16 protein-coding genes are annotated in these 14,273 nt (G+C 66.6%); 6 read left to right on the top strand and 10 right to left on the bottom strand.

The genetic code is table 11. The annotated features are described in order from the left end of the window. Window positions 1–165: 165 nt before the first annotated feature. From ACIA8C_RS22605 to ACIA8C_RS22585, 5 genes are all read right to left on the bottom strand, one after another. Window positions 166–585 (bottom strand): Dabb family protein, encoded by a 420-nt coding sequence (locus ACIA8C_RS22605; protein ID WP_397137693.1) that lies wholly within the window; start codon window positions 583–585, stop codon window positions 166–168. Window positions 586–654: 69 nt separating this feature from the next. Then, entirely contained in the window at window positions 655–1,851 is a 1,197-nt protein-coding gene (locus ACIA8C_RS22600; protein ID WP_397137691.1) for an MFS transporter, read from the bottom strand. 242 nt (window positions 1,852–2,093) lie between these two features. After that, window positions 2,094–2,405, bottom strand: a complete 312-nt coding sequence (locus tag ACIA8C_RS22595) for a hypothetical protein (protein ID WP_397137689.1) — start codon at window positions 2,403–2,405, stop codon at window positions 2,094–2,096. Further along, window positions 2,398–2,718 carry a hypothetical protein gene (locus ACIA8C_RS22590; RefSeq protein WP_397137687.1) on the bottom strand — a complete coding sequence of 107 codons (321 nt, stop codon included), beginning with the start codon at window positions 2,716–2,718 and terminating at the stop codon, window positions 2,398–2,400. The genes ACIA8C_RS22595 and ACIA8C_RS22590 overlap by 8 nt, the downstream gene beginning before the upstream one ends. Before the next feature lie 206 nt (window positions 2,719–2,924). After that, window positions 2,925–3,326, bottom strand: a complete 402-nt coding sequence (locus tag ACIA8C_RS22585) for an avidin/streptavidin family protein (RefSeq protein WP_397137685.1) — start codon at window positions 3,324–3,326, stop codon at window positions 2,925–2,927. Between the two features lie 153 nt (window positions 3,327–3,479). Between ACIA8C_RS22585 and ACIA8C_RS22580 the strand changes: the two genes are divergently transcribed. Then, the gene (locus ACIA8C_RS22580; protein ID WP_397137683.1) at window positions 3,480–3,860 is read left to right on the top strand and encodes a hypothetical protein; all 381 of its coding nucleotides are present in this window, start codon (window positions 3,480–3,482) and stop codon (window positions 3,858–3,860) included. A 169-nt stretch (window positions 3,861–4,029) separates the two neighbouring features. On the opposite strand, the gene ACIA8C_RS22575 is transcribed toward ACIA8C_RS22580, so the two are convergent. Then, entirely contained in the window at window positions 4,030–4,632 is a 603-nt protein-coding gene (locus tag ACIA8C_RS22575; RefSeq protein ID WP_397137681.1) for a TetR/AcrR family transcriptional regulator, read from the bottom strand. Window positions 4,633–4,784: 152 nt separating this feature from the next. Here ACIA8C_RS22575 and ACIA8C_RS22570 point away from each other — a divergent pair, with 152 nt between their 5' ends. Together ACIA8C_RS22570 and ACIA8C_RS22565 are read left to right on the top strand one after the other, a co-directional pair. Continuing rightward, window positions 4,785–5,984: an FAD-dependent oxidoreductase gene (locus ACIA8C_RS22570; protein ID WP_397137679.1), complete on the top strand. Its 1,200-nt coding sequence runs from the start codon at window positions 4,785–4,787 to the stop codon at window positions 5,982–5,984. A 61-nt stretch (window positions 5,985–6,045) separates the two neighbouring features. After that, on the top strand, window positions 6,046–8,196 hold the full coding sequence (locus tag ACIA8C_RS22565; protein WP_397138163.1) for a DUF6461 domain-containing protein: 2,151 nt from the start codon (window positions 6,046–6,048) through the stop codon (window positions 8,194–8,196). An 18-nt stretch (window positions 8,197–8,214) separates the two neighbouring features. Here the strand turns inward: ACIA8C_RS22565 and ACIA8C_RS22560 are convergent, their stop codons facing one another. Then, the gene (locus ACIA8C_RS22560) at window positions 8,215–9,024 is read right to left on the bottom strand and encodes an AraC family transcriptional regulator (protein WP_397137677.1); all 810 of its coding nucleotides are present in this window, start codon (window positions 9,022–9,024) and stop codon (window positions 8,215–8,217) included. A gap of 50 nt (window positions 9,025–9,074) precedes the next feature. Here ACIA8C_RS22560 and ACIA8C_RS22555 point away from each other — a divergent pair, with 50 nt between their 5' ends. Beyond that, complete coding sequence (locus ACIA8C_RS22555; RefSeq protein ID WP_397137675.1) at window positions 9,075–9,494, top strand: DUF2000 family protein; 420 nt, start codon at window positions 9,075–9,077, stop codon at window positions 9,492–9,494. 27 nt (window positions 9,495–9,521) lie between these two features. Here the strand turns inward: ACIA8C_RS22555 and ACIA8C_RS22550 are convergent, their stop codons facing one another. After that, complete coding sequence (locus tag ACIA8C_RS22550; protein ID WP_397137673.1) at window positions 9,522–11,006, bottom strand: MFS transporter; 1,485 nt, start codon at window positions 11,004–11,006, stop codon at window positions 9,522–9,524. Between the two features lie 385 nt (window positions 11,007–11,391). Between ACIA8C_RS22550 and ACIA8C_RS22545 the strand changes: the two genes are divergently transcribed. Continuing rightward, window positions 11,392–11,862, top strand: coding sequence for a GNAT family N-acetyltransferase (locus ACIA8C_RS22545; RefSeq protein ID WP_397137671.1), 471 nt, complete (start codon window positions 11,392–11,394; stop codon window positions 11,860–11,862). Window positions 11,863–11,899: 37 nt separating this feature from the next. Here the strand turns inward: ACIA8C_RS22545 and ACIA8C_RS22540 are convergent, their stop codons facing one another. Both ACIA8C_RS22540 and ACIA8C_RS22535 read right to left on the bottom strand, forming a co-directional pair. Further along, on the bottom strand, window positions 11,900–12,733 hold the full coding sequence (locus tag ACIA8C_RS22540; RefSeq protein ID WP_397137669.1) for a hypothetical protein: 834 nt from the start codon (window positions 12,731–12,733) through the stop codon (window positions 11,900–11,902). A 60-nt stretch (window positions 12,734–12,793) separates the two neighbouring features. Continuing rightward, a complete protein-coding gene (locus ACIA8C_RS22535; protein ID WP_397137667.1) occupies window positions 12,794–13,372 on the bottom strand; it encodes a TetR/AcrR family transcriptional regulator in 579 nt (192 codons plus the stop codon). A gap of 46 nt (window positions 13,373–13,418) precedes the next feature. Between ACIA8C_RS22535 and ACIA8C_RS22530 the strand changes: the two genes are divergently transcribed. Next, window positions 13,419–14,273, top strand: coding sequence for a phytanoyl-CoA dioxygenase family protein (locus ACIA8C_RS22530; RefSeq protein ID WP_397137665.1), 855 nt, complete (start codon window positions 13,419–13,421; stop codon window positions 14,271–14,273).

Genomic DNA, 14,273 nt, shown 5'->3' with positions numbered 1-14,273 from the left:
AGAGGTATCGACGGCGGATTCTCCCGAAATTCATCGGTGGCCAAGATTGTGCGGACGCCCGGACTTGGTGCGGACCACCTGTTCGGTGGGCAGACAGGCCTCGGGCAACGCGAAACCCCCTGTCGGACGGGTTATCCGACAGGGGGTTCAGGTTCGATCGGGCGATTACTTCTCGCCGTGCCGTCCCGGTGCGGCGCTACCGCTGTATTCGCCGAGATCGGAGACCAGCTTGGTCAGTTCCGCGTCGTTGTCGTAGCGACGCTGGTGCAGTTCGGCGATCTTCTCGCCCATCGCCGGGTCCGCGTCGTCGGTGATGTCGAAGGAGGCGAACTTGTCGACCAGCGGCAGACCGACGCGGTCGGTGTTGCGGTGCGCCGGGTGAATCAGGTACTCCCAGTAGCCTGCCAGGTCCTCGATGACGAACACCGCGCCCCACTGGTATTCGCCGCCGAAATCGGGGCCGACCACGAAGGACTTCACCGAGGGGATGGTCCGTCCCTGGTTGCGCAGGCTCTCGAGGGCTGCTTCGACGGCTTCGGGGGTGGCGTCGGCGCGGAGGGTGAAGCGGTTGCCGTGGTAGATCATTTCTTTCATCCTTCATTCGGGCGAGCCGCAGGTGTGCTGACTCGGTGGTTGTTGCGGAATTCGCGTGCGTTACTTGGTCTTACGGAGCAGTGGCAGTGCGATCACCGCGCCTACGGTCATGGCGATCCCGGTCCAGAGGAACGCGCCGCCGATGCTGGTGAGCTGGATGAGTGGCGCGACGATCAGCGGAGAAACGAACTGGCCGAGGAAGATTCCGGTAACCAGGCCGCTGAGGATCCGGCCGCGACTGGCTGACGGTGCGAGGTCGCTCAATCGCAGGTTCAGGTTCGGGACCGCGAGGCCGACGCCGAAGCCACCCACGAGCAGTCCGGCCACCACCTGCACCACCGTGCTCGCGGTGCCGACCAGCATCCAGCCGATGCCGAGCAGCCCGATGCTGGCGGCCGTGAGGACACTCGGCGACCAGCGGCCGCGCAGCGACGGAAAGGCAAGTGCGCCACCGACACTGCTGAGCGTTGTCGCGGCTATCACCGCACCGACCAGGGCTGGACCGATGTGCAGTTCCGCCAGCAGGAAGGGCAATTGGGTGGGGGCCATGTAGAAGGCGAGCGTCACCAAGAAGGCGAGCAGGTAGAGTCCGGCGATCGGCCGGAAGATCGGTGACCGCGGACCGGCGGCGTCGAGAGCCGGTCCGGATACCTTGTCGCGCCGCTGTTCTCGCAGCGCGAGCAGCGCGAACGGCAGGATCACGGCGGAGACACCGTAGATCCAGAACGGCAACTTCCAGTTCGACGCGGCAAGCAGACCGGCCAGCGGCAGGAAGACGACGCCGCCGATGCTGGCGAAAGCCTGTTGCAGCCCAAGGAAAGTCGCCCGTTTAGGCCCCTCGAACCAGTCGGTGATGATGGCGCTGATCGCCGTCATGATGCCGCCGACCGCGACACCAACCAGGGCTCTGGTCACCAGCAGAACACCGATGCTGTCGACGAAGAACCCGGCCGCTCCCGCCACGGCGTACAGCGCGAGACTGCCAACCAGCAGCGGTTTACGCCCGATCCGGTCGGCGGCCATGCCCGCAAGCGGCGCGCTGAGGCCGATCGCCAGCGACGTGACGGTCAGCACCAGCCGCACCAGCACATCCGCGCCCGCCACCGCCGAGAACGCCTCGCGCATGGCGGGCAGGCTCGGCGCGATGACGGCCGGACCCATCACCGTCAGCGTCGCGGCGGCCAGCACTGTGGCGCGGGCGATGCGCGCCGGCGTGGCGCTCTCTCGCTCCACCGCCTCGTAAGGTGCCGCGCTCATGGTGTCCTCCTCGTGTCCGGCAAGTCGTGCTCGCTTGCTGACATCGAGATTTCCATCCGCGCACCGGCATTCGCGTCGGTGATTTTCACCTAGATACGTAGTCGAGCGGCGGTTAGGTAGGTGGCGAGTGCCCCAGGCGGGAGTCGAACCCGCTTAAGGCCGCTTTAGAGGCGGCTGCTCGGCCGTCGAGCATCTGGGACTGAGAGGTGACCGGCGGCTGCCGGTCACCCCATGATGACCGATCAGGCCGCGTCCGGATCGTCGATCCGGTCCCGCAGCTCGGCGTTCGCGGTCCCGGCCCTGGCGGCTCGGTACTCCTCGGCCGTCAGGGATCGCCCGAGCTCGTCGAGCGTCCGCAGCACGAACCGTTGCGTGACGACGCGGCGGTTCAGCACGTCGAGCGCGGCCGCCTGCCGCCACACCTTGCGCTGCAGCCAGCGGGTGGCCGTTGGGAAGTCCCCGATGAGTTGGGCGCGCAGCGCGTCCCGCTCGGCGGCGAGCTCGACGAGTTGGTCGCGCGCGGCGCTCAGCTGAGCATGGATGGAATCAGTCATTTTTCACCTCCCCTCGTTCAGCGAAGGCGAGAGGGAGGTGGGCGACCAGCCGACGGGCGGCCGGTTCGAACGCGGCGGCTGTCAGCGCACCGTCGAGGTCGGGCTCGTTGACCCGGATCAGTCGGTGGCCCGCAGCGGCGGCGTCGGTACACAACCAGCCGAGAGACAGCTCGTCAGCTGCGGCGAGCACCACCAACACGTTCGAAGTGGCGTGCCAGTCATCGACTACGTCGGGATGCGCGACGGCAAAGTCGAAAGCGGCGTGTGACGCCTGCGCGACCTGCGTCCCCGGCGCCAGATCGGCGCGAGTCACCAGGTAGAGGCGGAGAGGAACCTAACGATGTGGCACGAGATCGATAGTAGCCCAACGGGGTTCTGCGGCACACAGGAATTTTCCCTGGGTGCCGGATGTGCCGACCGCGAGCGCGCTCGTCGGCGGTAACGGATGTTCAGTGCGGCGGTCGATCAGCTCGTCGAGCACTGGCGTTTCGTCGGCGCCATCGTGCGGCAGCGAGCCGGTCAACGGAGCCCTTGCTGATCCAGGCGTTCGAAGGTGTCGGCGTTGGTCAATGCGGCGTGGGCCCAGGGCAATTCGATCAACTGTGGTGGGGCGTCGGGGCGTGGCGACTTGACCGCCTGGTCGTTGATGACATGCCACAGCGTTTCCAGCTTGCCGTTTCGGAGCAGGCCGGTGAACGAGGCGATGGAATCGCCGGTGGCGGAACGGCGAACGAAGGTGAAGTTGATGCAGTTGCCGAGGTGCAGGCCGGTCACCGGGACCTGGACACCGGCGAAGGAGCTGTCGCCTAACGCCGTCTCGAACGTGCCCGTAATCGCGCCGCCACTGTCGTCGGTGACGATGAGGGTGCTGCCGTATTGGTTACGCCATTTACCGATCCAGCTGTGCCCCGAGTTGACCATGTTTGTGCCAACGGTTCCGGGTTCGATGGCATTCCACGGTGACCGCGGCTCGAACCGGCCCGGAGCCGCTGGCAGTCGTGAAGGGTTGCGGGACACGGAATCTCCACACGACAACCGCAGGCTCCCCACAGTGGATGGTTATTGTCTGACGCCATGATCAAGAACCGGCCGTTGTTGTTTGCAGTGATCTACATAGTCGGCTCGATCTTTATTGGACCGGCGATCGCCGTGGCCGGATACGTGATCACTCCGGCCAACGGCGACTATTGCGATGTGGGCCCGCACGGCAGCGCTGGGCAGCGAGACCGGGATTACGCGTTACTCGAGGGCATTCAGACCACGGGCTCGATAATCATGCTCGCGCTCGGAGTGCTCCTGCTGATCTATCTGTTGGCGAATCTCCGCCGCATGCACTGGTCATCACTCCTACTGGCCACCACCGGGATCCTCGTCATGGCGGCCGGGTATTGCCTCGTTCTCATGGTGGGCATGGCCCCGGACACGGGCTGCTCACCACCGGCGCCAGGGTCTTGATTCATGTCCCGCGACTGATCAGGTTGTCGCGAACTGTCATGTGACCGTTCGAAATCCGAGCAGTCTGCCGAAGCGGACCGTTGAGATCGGCGGGAAGCGGCTACCGATCTTCGGATATTTTGCGCCGCAACATATCTCGCCCCGACTACGACGTGCGCGGGTGTGTCGGTCAGGTGCGGTTGTGCCTTGCTTCCTTCGCCGTGGTTGCCCATCCGGCGTCGAGGAGGGCGAAGATTCGGTCGAGTGCGGCGTCGGGGTCGTCTCGTCCATGCACGAGGCTCGAGGCTTCGAGGGCGAAGTGGGCCAGCGCCTGGGCGGCGGGGTCGTTCTCGGGCAGTCCGGTGTCGGTGGCGATCGCTGCGGCCAGGGCGTTCTCGTGGCGCAGCCACATGCGGCGAGCGTGTTCGCGCAGCACCGGAGTGGTGTCGATCAAGCGGAGAAAGTCGGGGAAGCGGGGGTCGGTGCGGACCTGTCGGGCGCGTTCGTCATGCAGTAGCTGCCGTAGCGCCTGGGGGATGGACTGGTCGGCGGGGCGTTCGCGGACGGCGGCGACCAGCCAAGCCTCCCGGTCGGCGTCTTGGTCGAAGACCAGTGCTTCCTTGCCGTCGGGAAAGTGCTTGAACAGGGTGGCCACCGAGACATCCGCCGCCTCGGCGATCTCCCGGACGCCGACCGCGTCGTAGCCGCGCTCGAGGAACAGGTTCACCGCCGCGTCCGCCAGGGCTTGGCGGTTGGCGGCCTTCTTGCGCTCGCGGCGTCCTGGTTCGGTCACCTGCCCACCTTAGCGCACGGGTAGAACAGATTGAAAAATAGAACCGCTATACTTTTCGAACGGATTCACCTATGCTGGTCGGGGTGAGGCCCTCCGGCCTCAGCCCGGCGGCGACAACTCCACCGCCGCAACAACTTCGGAAGGATCCACTCATGACTACACCCCGAATCGCTATCGTCGGCGGCGGTCCCGCGGGCTTGATGTGCGCACGCGTCCTACAGGGATATGACATCCAGCCCACGGTGTACGACGCTGACGCCGCCGTGGACGCCCGTGACCTGGGCGGCACGCTCGACATGCACGCCGACTCGGGCCAGATCGCGTTGGAGGACGCTGGCCTGATGGACGCCTTCCGCGCGTTGGCCCGAGTTGAAGGCCAGGCCAAAAGCCGCCGCGACCAGCACGGCACCGTACTGGCCGAGTTCGTTCCCGCCGAGGGTGACGAGGCGGCTCCCGAGATCGACCGCGGCCAACTGCGGACCATGCTCTACGACCACCTGCGTCCCGGCACGGTCGCCTGGGGACACAAACTCCTGCAAGCGATCCCGATCGACGGCGGGGCGTATCGACTGGAGTTCGCCAACGGCGCCAGCGCCGAAGCCGACCTCGTCATCGGCGCCGACGGCGCATGGTCGCCGGTTCGCAGGCTGCTCACCGATGCGGTGCCGCAGTACCTCGGAGTCTGCTTCCTCGACGCCCGATTCGACGACGTCGACACCAAACACCCCGAGATCGCCGCGATCGTCGGCGACGGCCACATGTTCTCCACCGACGGCGACGGCCGCGCGGTGATCGTCCAGCGCAACAGCAACGGCGTCGTCCGCGGCTACGTGGCCTTCCGCGCCGAGCTCGACTGGTATGTCACCGCGGGCGTCGACATCACCGACAGCGATGCCGTCCGGTCCTATCTGTTGCGCGAATTCAGCGGATGGTCCGCGCTGATGCACCCACTGATCACCGACATCGACAGCGATTACGTGCAACGCAGCTTCTGGGCACTGCCCGCTCCGCTGACCTGGAACCACGTCCCCGGTGTCACCTTGATCGGCGACGCGGCCCACCTGATGGCACCCTTCGGCGGCCACGGCACAAACCTCGCGTTACTCGACGGCGCGGAACTCGCGCACGCCATCAATGAAGAGAACAACCTCGACGACGCGATCACCCGCTATGAGACAACAATGTTCCAACGTTCCGGAGAACTCGCCGTGAGCTCGAACACCGCACTCACTCGGTTCTTCGCCACGACATCCCCTGACGCGCCGCACCTTCCCCCCGACCACGCGCAGGAACACAAGAACTATCAGGCCAGGGCGGCCGAATATCGACGCAGGCACACCTCGAGTCGATAGGTGGGTCCGGCGGCTCTTGGGTACATTCGGGGCGCGCGCTCGGCGCAAGGAGGGGACAGTGATGGACATTCCTGACACGGTTGTCGATGAGCTCGGATCGCTTGTGGTGCAGACGATGTGGTCGGTGCGGCCACGGATACCGGCGCCACCCGCGGCGGCGCTGGGCCGGTTACGGCTGTCGAGCGATGAGTTCGGTTCGTATGCGGTGGGCGAGGAGGGAATTCGCGCTGAGCTGTCCCGGCTCGGGCAATTGCTGCCGGAACGGATACTCGGCGCCCTCGAGTTGCTGGTCGCCGAACTCGCCGTGCCGGAGGTGCCGAGTCTGGCCGCGCTGCTGCCCGTGCCGGAGGACGGCAGGGCCGTCATGTTCGCGTACCTCACGGGCTCTGGTGCGACGACGACGGCGATAGACAAACTCGAGGCCTTCCGGCCTGGCGCGCTGGCGTTGGTCGTCGAACTGACCGTCCGGCTGAGCGAGCACTCCGATGTTGCCGCACAACTACATTCGGCTGTTGCGTCCGATTCCGCCGGCGCGCTCGACGAGGCCGGCGTCGCGGCGGCTCATGGCGCGGCCTACTTGGCGCTCGGGGTGGCGGTGGCGACAATCGTGCTGCGGAATCTGGGCGACGGCGATGATCCGGCGACGGTGGTCGGTGCCGCCTTGACCGCGGCGAGTCCGTTGCTGCGGGCCGCCCCGATGCCGGCAGAGTACGCTGCCGCGCGTATCGCGCAGCTCCGCGACGGGTATCTGTATCCGAGGTATTCGTCGGGCAACGTGCGAGCCTGTGAACATCGTTTCGCGTTGAGCGAATCGGACTTTCCCGCCACCGCCGACTTCGGCGACAACGGTCTGGTGGCCGTAGTACCTGGGGGAATAGCGGTGCGGACCGGCACGGCGGACGCCACGGTTCAGGTGACGGTCGAGGTGCTGGAAGCCGCGCCGTCCGACGTCGACGTGAGCGGATGGGACGAGGTGGTCGAGGTCGCTTGGACCGCGAGCCACGGCCTGGCGTCGATACTCGGTGCACCACAGTCCGAGGGTCGTGGCGGACATGGTTCGCTCGCGGAACAGACGCCGCCGTGGCCGGGTAACTACCGCGTCCGGGTCTACGCCACGGGACGCGACGAAGGCGACGGTCAGGAGTCCTACAAGCTGACTGTTTGGCAGTCACCGGCCACCGACACGGTGGTGCACAAGCGAACCGATCGACTCGGTCACCGTTTACGCGGCGAAGCCGAACCGCTCGTCGCGGCCAAGCCCGAGGACGCCTATCGCTGGGTGGAGCAGTCCGCGCTCGCGGAGGCCGGGACGATCACCGTTGTCGCCGCGGGTAATCCCGACACGGTGGTGCGCGCCTTCGGTGCTGACCCTGCCACCCCCGAGCGGATGGACGAACTCGAGGAACGGGCCATGGAGCGTAATGATCCGTGGATCGCGGTGGCGTCCATCGCGGACGGGGTGATGGCGGTCGAGTACAACGGCTATCAGGGGAGCCACGGCCCGGAGCTGCGCGCGCTGTCGAGTGGTACCCGCGCCGCGTCGCTGTACTGGAATGTCAACGGGCTGACCCGGCTGTCTTTCGCGGAAGACGGCCGGATCGTCGCGGCATTCGAACTCGGTGAGCAGCAGCAGGATCCCGCGCTGGCGCCGATCCTGCGCGACCTGGATTTCGATGACTATCGCAACCGGATCGCCAAAGGGCTTGTCGCAGTGGAGCGTTTCACCGGCAGCGCGTGCACCGAAAGCGATCTCGCACGGGTGGAGTCCGCCGGGATCGGCTTCGCCGTACTTCCGTTGCTCGGTGAGCTCCACCCGGTGTGGCGCGAATCCGACGGCTCCCGAGCGCAACAGGGGCACGGTCCCTTGGGAGCCGACACTGACCTGCTCGCGGACCTACCCGCCGAACGACAGCAAGCGATGGCGTGGTGGGTTGTTCGCCGAACCGCCGAATACGTGCACCTGGCCGAGGACCCGGATGTGCTTGCGTGCATCGAAATACGGGAGCTGACACCGGAAGCCGAACTGCGCGTACGTCAATCGTCCATCGGTGACCAGACGAACTACTGGTTCTGGTTCGCGCTGCACCAAGCCACCAATCCGGACTCACTGGCCGCCGCGATCGGCGCCCTCGACGCCGCGCGTTACGCCTGGGGGCCCGCAGCGGCCGACCTCGTCGACGAAGCCCGGACTGTCCTGGCTGATCTGCGCTAGCCGACCGCCGGTCGGGCGTCAGGTTATCGAACGGCCGGCGCTGCGCGCGTAGTGCCCGGGCGTCGTGCCGAGGATGCGTTTGAAGTGCCGGATCAGATGTGGCTGATCATGAAAACCGGTGGCGGCGGCCACATCTCGGGCAGGCATGCCGCCGAGCAACAGCGGGCGGGCATGATCGACCCGGCGCGAGATCAGGTACTGGTGTGGTGGCATCCCGAACTCGCGGGTGAACGCGCGAATGAGGTGGGTGGAGTCGGCGTGCAGCACGGCCGCGGCGTCGGTGAGGGAAATGCCTTCGGTGGTATGGGCATCGAGCAGTTCTCGCAGGCGGTGCGCCAGCCCCGGATCCGCGCGCCGAGGCGGCGGGCCGGTGCCGCGCAGCAGGTCTCGGAGGCGATCGTGCACCAGGGCGAGCCGACTTGCGGCCTCGAACTCATCGCCGGGGTGGATGAGGACCGCGTGCAACTGGCGGACGCGGCGGTGCAGCAGCGGGTCGGCGAAGGTGGGAGTGTCTACGGCACAACCGATCATCGCCTCAGGCAGCTGGGCGTCATCGAGGTACAGCACCCGCTTACGGAACCCGTGTGCGGTCGCGGCCTGGCCGTTGTGCGGAACATGCGGCGGCAGTAGCGAAACCATCGAGCCGAGAATTCCGTGCTCGTGACGATCGAGGTGGTAGCGCACCGCCCCGTCGTCGACGATCAGCAGCGTCCAGAAGTCGTGGGCGTGCATCGGGTAGACGTGCCCGATGAAACGGGCGTGAAAAACCTCGACGACACCCGGTACCCGCGGCTGCCAGGCCCTGATCTGCTCGACCGCGCCAACCATGCCAGGATCGTACAAGCCTCGGCGGGCTCGATCGCGGCAGAGTCGTCCGCATGGAGAACATGCGATTCGACACCAAGATCGCGGTATTGCTGCGCGACGACTTACCGACCTGGCAGCGGCTGAACGTGACGGCGTTTCTGGTCAGCGGGCTGGGGACGGCCCAGCCGGAGGTGATCGGGGAACCGTACGAGGACGCCGACGCGACGAGCTATCTTTCGATGTTCCGCCAGCCCGTACTCGTCTTCGAAGGCAGCAAGGAGGTGCTGCGCGGCGCACACGGCAAGGCACTGGCGCGGGGCATCCGGACGGCGGTGTTCACCTCCGACCTGTTCACCACCGGCAACGACCGGGACAACCGCGCCGCGGTGCGCGCGGTCGGCACCGACCACCTCGACCTCGTCGGTATCGCGGTGTACGGGCCGCGCAACATCGTGGACAAGACGCTCAAAGGTGCGCGGATGCATCCGTGAACCGACGGATGCATCCGCTACCCGATGTCACCGCCCGGCGGAATCCTCGGCTCGGCCGTTCGCGCGCCGGGGCAGGCAGAACATGAAGGCCCACATCACGGCCAAGACGCCACCTACCCACCACAGCACGCCGGTGAACGAGTCGCGGTTGGGTGCGCCGCCGGTGGCGGAGAAGAACACCGGGCCGGTCAGCGCGATCCCGAGGGCGTAGCCCAGCTGGAGTGCCGTGTTGAACAGACCGGAGGCCGAACCGGCGCTCTCGTGCGGAACCTTCGCGAGCGTCAGGTCGGCGATCGGCCCGCCGATCAGGCCTAGGCCGAACCCGAGCAGCAGAACAGGGGCCGTCATCGCGAGCAGGGTCAAATCGGCTCGCGCGCTGTTGATCTGGATCCCGTAGGCCGTGATCGCGGCAAGAGCGGTCAGGGCGCCGATTTGGGGCAGGCGACGTGCGAAGCGTCCGGCGGTCTTCGTCGCGGTCATCGCACCGGCCAGCTCGCCGACGGCGAGCGTCACGAAGGCCAGCGCCGCCAGCAGCGGGCTCATCCCCAGGCCGTGCTGCAGATACAGACTCCAGGTCATGAAGAACAACCCGCACAGCACGCCCAGCGTCAGCTGCGCGGCCAGACCGCCGGCGAACTGGTTGCTCTTGAACAGCGACAGTGCCACCAGCGGGGCATCGTTTTTCCGGTGCTGCTGGTGGCGTAGGAAAACGCCGAGCAGGAGCAGACCGCTGGCGAGCATGGCGAAACACCACAGCGGCCAGCCGTGGGCTTGACCTTCGGTGAGCGGGAAGACGATCAGCAGCATCGCGGTCGCGGACAACAGCATGCCGGCGAGGTCGAGACGGTCGGCCTTCGCCGCGGTCGACTCGATGACGAACTTGCGTCCGAGGATGAGCACGACAAGCCCGACCGGCACGTTGATCAGGAAGATCGGCCGCCAGGACAGCCCGAACAGGTCGGCCTCGGTGAGCACGCCACCCAGCACCGGACCCGCGACGCTACCCAGCGACAGGACGGCACCGTAGAGGCCGAATGCCCTGCTGCGGTTTTCGCCGGCGAAGGTGACGTGCAGGGTGGCCAGGACCTGCGGGATCATCACGGCGGCGGCACCGCCTTGGAGCACCCGGGCAGCGATCAGCATGCCGGGCCCGGCCGCGATGCCGCACAGCAGCGAGGCGAGGGTGAACCCCACGGTGCCGAGCAGGAAGGTCTTGCGTCGGCCGTAGAGGTCGCCGAGCCTGCCGCCGGTGATCAGCCCGAGCGCGAAGGTCAGCACGTAGCCCGCGGTCAGCCACTGCAACGCCGCCGGTCCGGCGCCTAATGACCGCTGGATGGTAGGCATGGCCGTCATGACGACCGCATCGTCGAGGATGCTCATGAGTTCGCCGGTCAGCACGACCGCGAGTGCGATCCTGGCGGCCGTCGTCATCTTCGACGCCGCGCCGGAGGAGGCACGGTCGGAGAGTTCTGGGGTGTGCTCGGGCTCGTTGTCGAGCGCGGAGGAATTCACGGTAGGACTCCTGGTTCAGGAATCGGGGAGCTCGCCGTCAACAACGCCAGGGTCGGACAACACCACACCCGGAGCAGTCGGCAGAGCTGCACCCGGGAAATGAAGAGAACAGGGATGGGGTGACGCAACTCAGGCCAGCGCGACGTCCGCCCCCGGCACGTCTAGAAATCAGGACGTGGGGGCACACGGACGGCTACATGGCCTGGGATATAAGTCACCACCTCGAATCCGCTACAGAAGCAACAAGAAGTCCACGCCTGCCGCCGAAGGAATCTTCGGTGCAAGACTCGACCACGATACGGCATCCCGGGGGTTCCACGCACGCCATATACGCGGCCGCCCGCCGCAGCCTGGGTTCGACCGCGGCTCGTGATGGAATTGGGGTATGGACGAGATCATCTTCAGGTCCGCGACGATCGATGACCTTTCAGCGCTGGTGGCGATGCTGGCCGATGACACACTCGGCAGCGCCCGCGAGTCCGCGGACGATCTGAGCCGGTATCGCGCGGCCTTTGCCGTGATCGACGACGATCCGCGGCAGGAGTTACTGGTTGCCGAATACCGCGGTGCCGTGGTGGGAACCGCGCAGCTGAGCTTCTTGCCCGGACTGGCCCGAAAGGGAGCGGTACGAGCGCAGATCGAGTCGGTACGGGTGGATCGACCACTGCGCGGCAACGGTCTTGGATCGCGACTGATCGAGGAGTGTGTGCGGCGCGCCCGCGAACGTGGTTGCGCCCTGGTGCAATTGACCTCGCACGGCAGTCGGGTGGACGCGCATCGCTTCTACGGAAAGCTCGGATTCGAAGCCAGTCACGTGGGTTTCAAGCTGACGCTGCCCGACAGTTCGGATCGATGACCTAGCCGCGTGCTCCGGACCTGAACCGCGGATCGTGTCAATCGGCGGCCGCCATCTGGACGACGATCCCGCCGAAGCGGGCCTCCGCCATCGTCGCGGGTTGCCCGTCGATAAAACACACCCCGGTTCGGGTGACTTCGACGCATTCTTCGTACGGAGAGCCGTCCGAATGCTCGACCGTGTCGGTGTAGTAGGCGATCATGCCGCCACTGAGATGGGTGTTGTAGCCGGTGACCTGGCGCCCAGCTCGGTCGGTGGTTCGGTCCCGGCAGTGATCGCAGACCAGGCGCGGATAGCGTTCGGCGTAGACCGCTGGCCGGCCGCAGTGCGGGCAGGGTTGGGTGTAGCGGCGTCCCGGGTCGGGCGGTCGCAACAGGGAATCGTTGCGGGCGAGGATATTTCGTCCAGAGTCGCCCGGGGTGCGGTTGCGCCACAGCATGAGGAGAATGAACTCGGCATAGTCGGCGGCCTCGGCATCGATCGCCGCGCGCTCGGGCGTCTCGTCGATGCGCGTGCGGCCTGCCTCGAAGGCCGCGAGCGCCACTCGGTGTGCCAGCGTGAGTTCGCTGTCGGGGATGTCTCTGTTGGCATGTTCGGCTCGGGCCAGGTGTTCGGCGATCACCGTGTCGATGTGCCGGTCCGCCGACAGAATTCCGCTCCCGTAACCACCCGCGGTCACCAGGACATAGCCGTCCATCTCGCCGCGTTCGCTTCGGAACGTCTGCAAAAAGGCGAAACCGCGGCCGTAGCGCGCATTCTCGAGCCCCTGGTGGCGGTAGGGGACGAGAGTGCCGGGATCCTGCGCCTCGTCGCGCGCGAATCGCAGCGCCTCGTCGTAGGTCGGCGGAGAGCTCAGGTCGGGCCGTTTCATGAATCTCAGCCTATCGAGCCGGGCTGCTGTTCCTAGCCGCGCGGCGGGATCGGTTGGGGGTCAAACGATTCCGAGGGACGCGGCGGTTGGGCGCCAGAGTCGTTCGGCGGCCTGATCGGGGGAGGGGAGCGGGGTGCTGCGGAGTTGCTGGGCGATTCCGTGACGTAGTCCGCCGATGACGAAGGCGCCCGCGCTGTCGGGGTCGACGTCGGTGGGGAGCTGGCCGAGGGTCTGGCCGTGGCGGATGTTGGCGGCGGCGTTGTCGCTCATGTGCTGGATGTAGACCGCTTCGAGCTCGGTGAGCTGCGGGTCGAGGGCGGTGCGGTCGAGCAGGACGGGGGCCAGGGGGTCGGCGAAGTGGTAAGCCACGAAGCGGTAGGTGCGGTCGCGTTCGCGGGTGGCCCAGTCGGCGTCGGCGGGTAGCTGCGCGTCGGCCGTGGCGTGCCTGAGGCCTTTATAGAACGCGTCGTAAATCGCCGCCAGCAGACCACTTTTCGAGCCGAAGTGGTGATAAAGCGCGCCGGTGCTCAAGCCCGCTCGGCGGGTGAGCGCGCTGAGTTCCATCACGCCGTTGCCACGGACCAGTTCGTCGCGGGCGGCGTCGAGCAGTTGTTGACGTCCGAGCGGTGCGCGTGCCACAGTCAGAATCATAACCGAACTCAGTTATGTCTCCGGAGGAGCCGCCATGAGTACCGAAGTGTCGTCGTTCGCGGACCTGGGCGGCGATCTGGCCGGGACCTACCGTCGGACCGCGAGCAGCGGCGAAAGCATCGACGCGGCGGTCTGTGCAGCCGATCTGGCCGCGCTCCAGCGTGACGGATACGTGATCCTGCCCGATCTGCTCACCCCGCAGGAGCTCGACGACATCCGCGAAGCGGTGGCACCGCTGTTGAATCACCACGGCCGCAACATGTTCGAGGGACAATCCACCCAGCGGGTATACAGCGTGTTGAACAAGACCCGCAGTTGCGATCGGATCGCGGACCATCCGCGGGTGCTGGCGCTGCTCGATCGGTTGTTCCTGCCGAACTATCTGCTGTCGATGCTGCAGGTGATCAACATCCTGCCCGGCGAGCAGGCGCAGATGCTGCACACCGACGACGGCTTCTATCCGCTGCCGCGCCCACGCACGGCACTCGGCGCGGCGACGATCTGGGCGATCGACGATTTCACCGCCGACAACGGCGCCACCGAGATCATTCCGGGTAGTCATCTGTGGGGTCACCGCATGCCCGAGGAGAGCGAGCGAGAACCGGTGGTGATGAAGGCGGGCTCGTGTGTGTTCTTCGTCGGCACCCTCTGGCATGGAGGCGGTGCCAATCGCACCCAGACTTCGCGCCTGGCCGTCACCGCCCAATATTGCGAGCCGTGGCTGCGGCCCCAGGAAGCGTTCACGCTGTCGATTACCCGCGACACCGTGCGCGCCGTGTCGGAGGACATCCGCCGCATGCTCGGCTACAGCATCCATCCGCCGTTCATCGGCCAGGTCGACGGCATGCACCCGAAACGACTGCTGGAACCCGGCGCGCAACCGTTGTGA

Source organism: Nocardia sp. NPDC051321, assembly GCF_044455225.1.
Taxonomy (GTDB): domain Bacteria; phylum Actinomycetota; class Actinomycetes; order Mycobacteriales; family Mycobacteriaceae; genus Nocardia.
The sequence above is the reverse complement of the archived record's forward strand: the minus strand, read 5'-3'. Positions and strand labels throughout refer to the sequence as shown.

Excerpts from the sequence above, each read along its gene's own strand:
- ACIA8C_RS22600 (WP_397137691.1), bottom strand. The coding sequence starts at position 1,851 with ATGAGCGCGGCACCTTACGAGGCGGTGGAGCGAGAGAGCGCCACGCCG.
- ACIA8C_RS22560 (WP_397137677.1), bottom strand. The coding sequence starts at position 9,024 with ATGGTTGGCGCGGTCGAGCAGATCAGGGCCTGGCAGCCGCGGGTACCG.
- ACIA8C_RS22595 (WP_397137689.1), bottom strand. The coding sequence starts at position 2,405 with ATGACTGATTCCATCCATGCTCAGCTGAGCGCCGCGCGCGACCAACTC.
- ACIA8C_RS22545 (WP_397137671.1), top strand. The coding sequence starts at position 11,392 with ATGGACGAGATCATCTTCAGGTCCGCGACGATCGATGACCTTTCAGCG.
- ACIA8C_RS22540 (WP_397137669.1), bottom strand. The coding sequence starts at position 12,733 with ATGAAACGGCCCGACCTGAGCTCTCCGCCGACCTACGACGAGGCGCTG.
- ACIA8C_RS22580 (WP_397137683.1), top strand. The coding sequence starts at position 3,480 with ATGATCAAGAACCGGCCGTTGTTGTTTGCAGTGATCTACATAGTCGGC.
- ACIA8C_RS22605 (WP_397137693.1), bottom strand. The coding sequence starts at position 585 with ATGATCTACCACGGCAACCGCTTCACCCTCCGCGCCGACGCCACCCCC.
- ACIA8C_RS22555 (WP_397137675.1), top strand. The coding sequence starts at position 9,075 with ATGGAGAACATGCGATTCGACACCAAGATCGCGGTATTGCTGCGCGAC.
- ACIA8C_RS22530 (WP_397137665.1), top strand. The coding sequence starts at position 13,419 with ATGAGTACCGAAGTGTCGTCGTTCGCGGACCTGGGCGGCGATCTGGCC.
- ACIA8C_RS22565 (WP_397138163.1), top strand. The coding sequence starts at position 6,046 with ATGGACATTCCTGACACGGTTGTCGATGAGCTCGGATCGCTTGTGGTG.
- ACIA8C_RS22585 (WP_397137685.1), bottom strand. The coding sequence starts at position 3,326 with ATGGTCAACTCGGGGCACAGCTGGATCGGTAAATGGCGTAACCAATAC.
- ACIA8C_RS22570 (WP_397137679.1), top strand. The coding sequence starts at position 4,785 with ATGACTACACCCCGAATCGCTATCGTCGGCGGCGGTCCCGCGGGCTTG.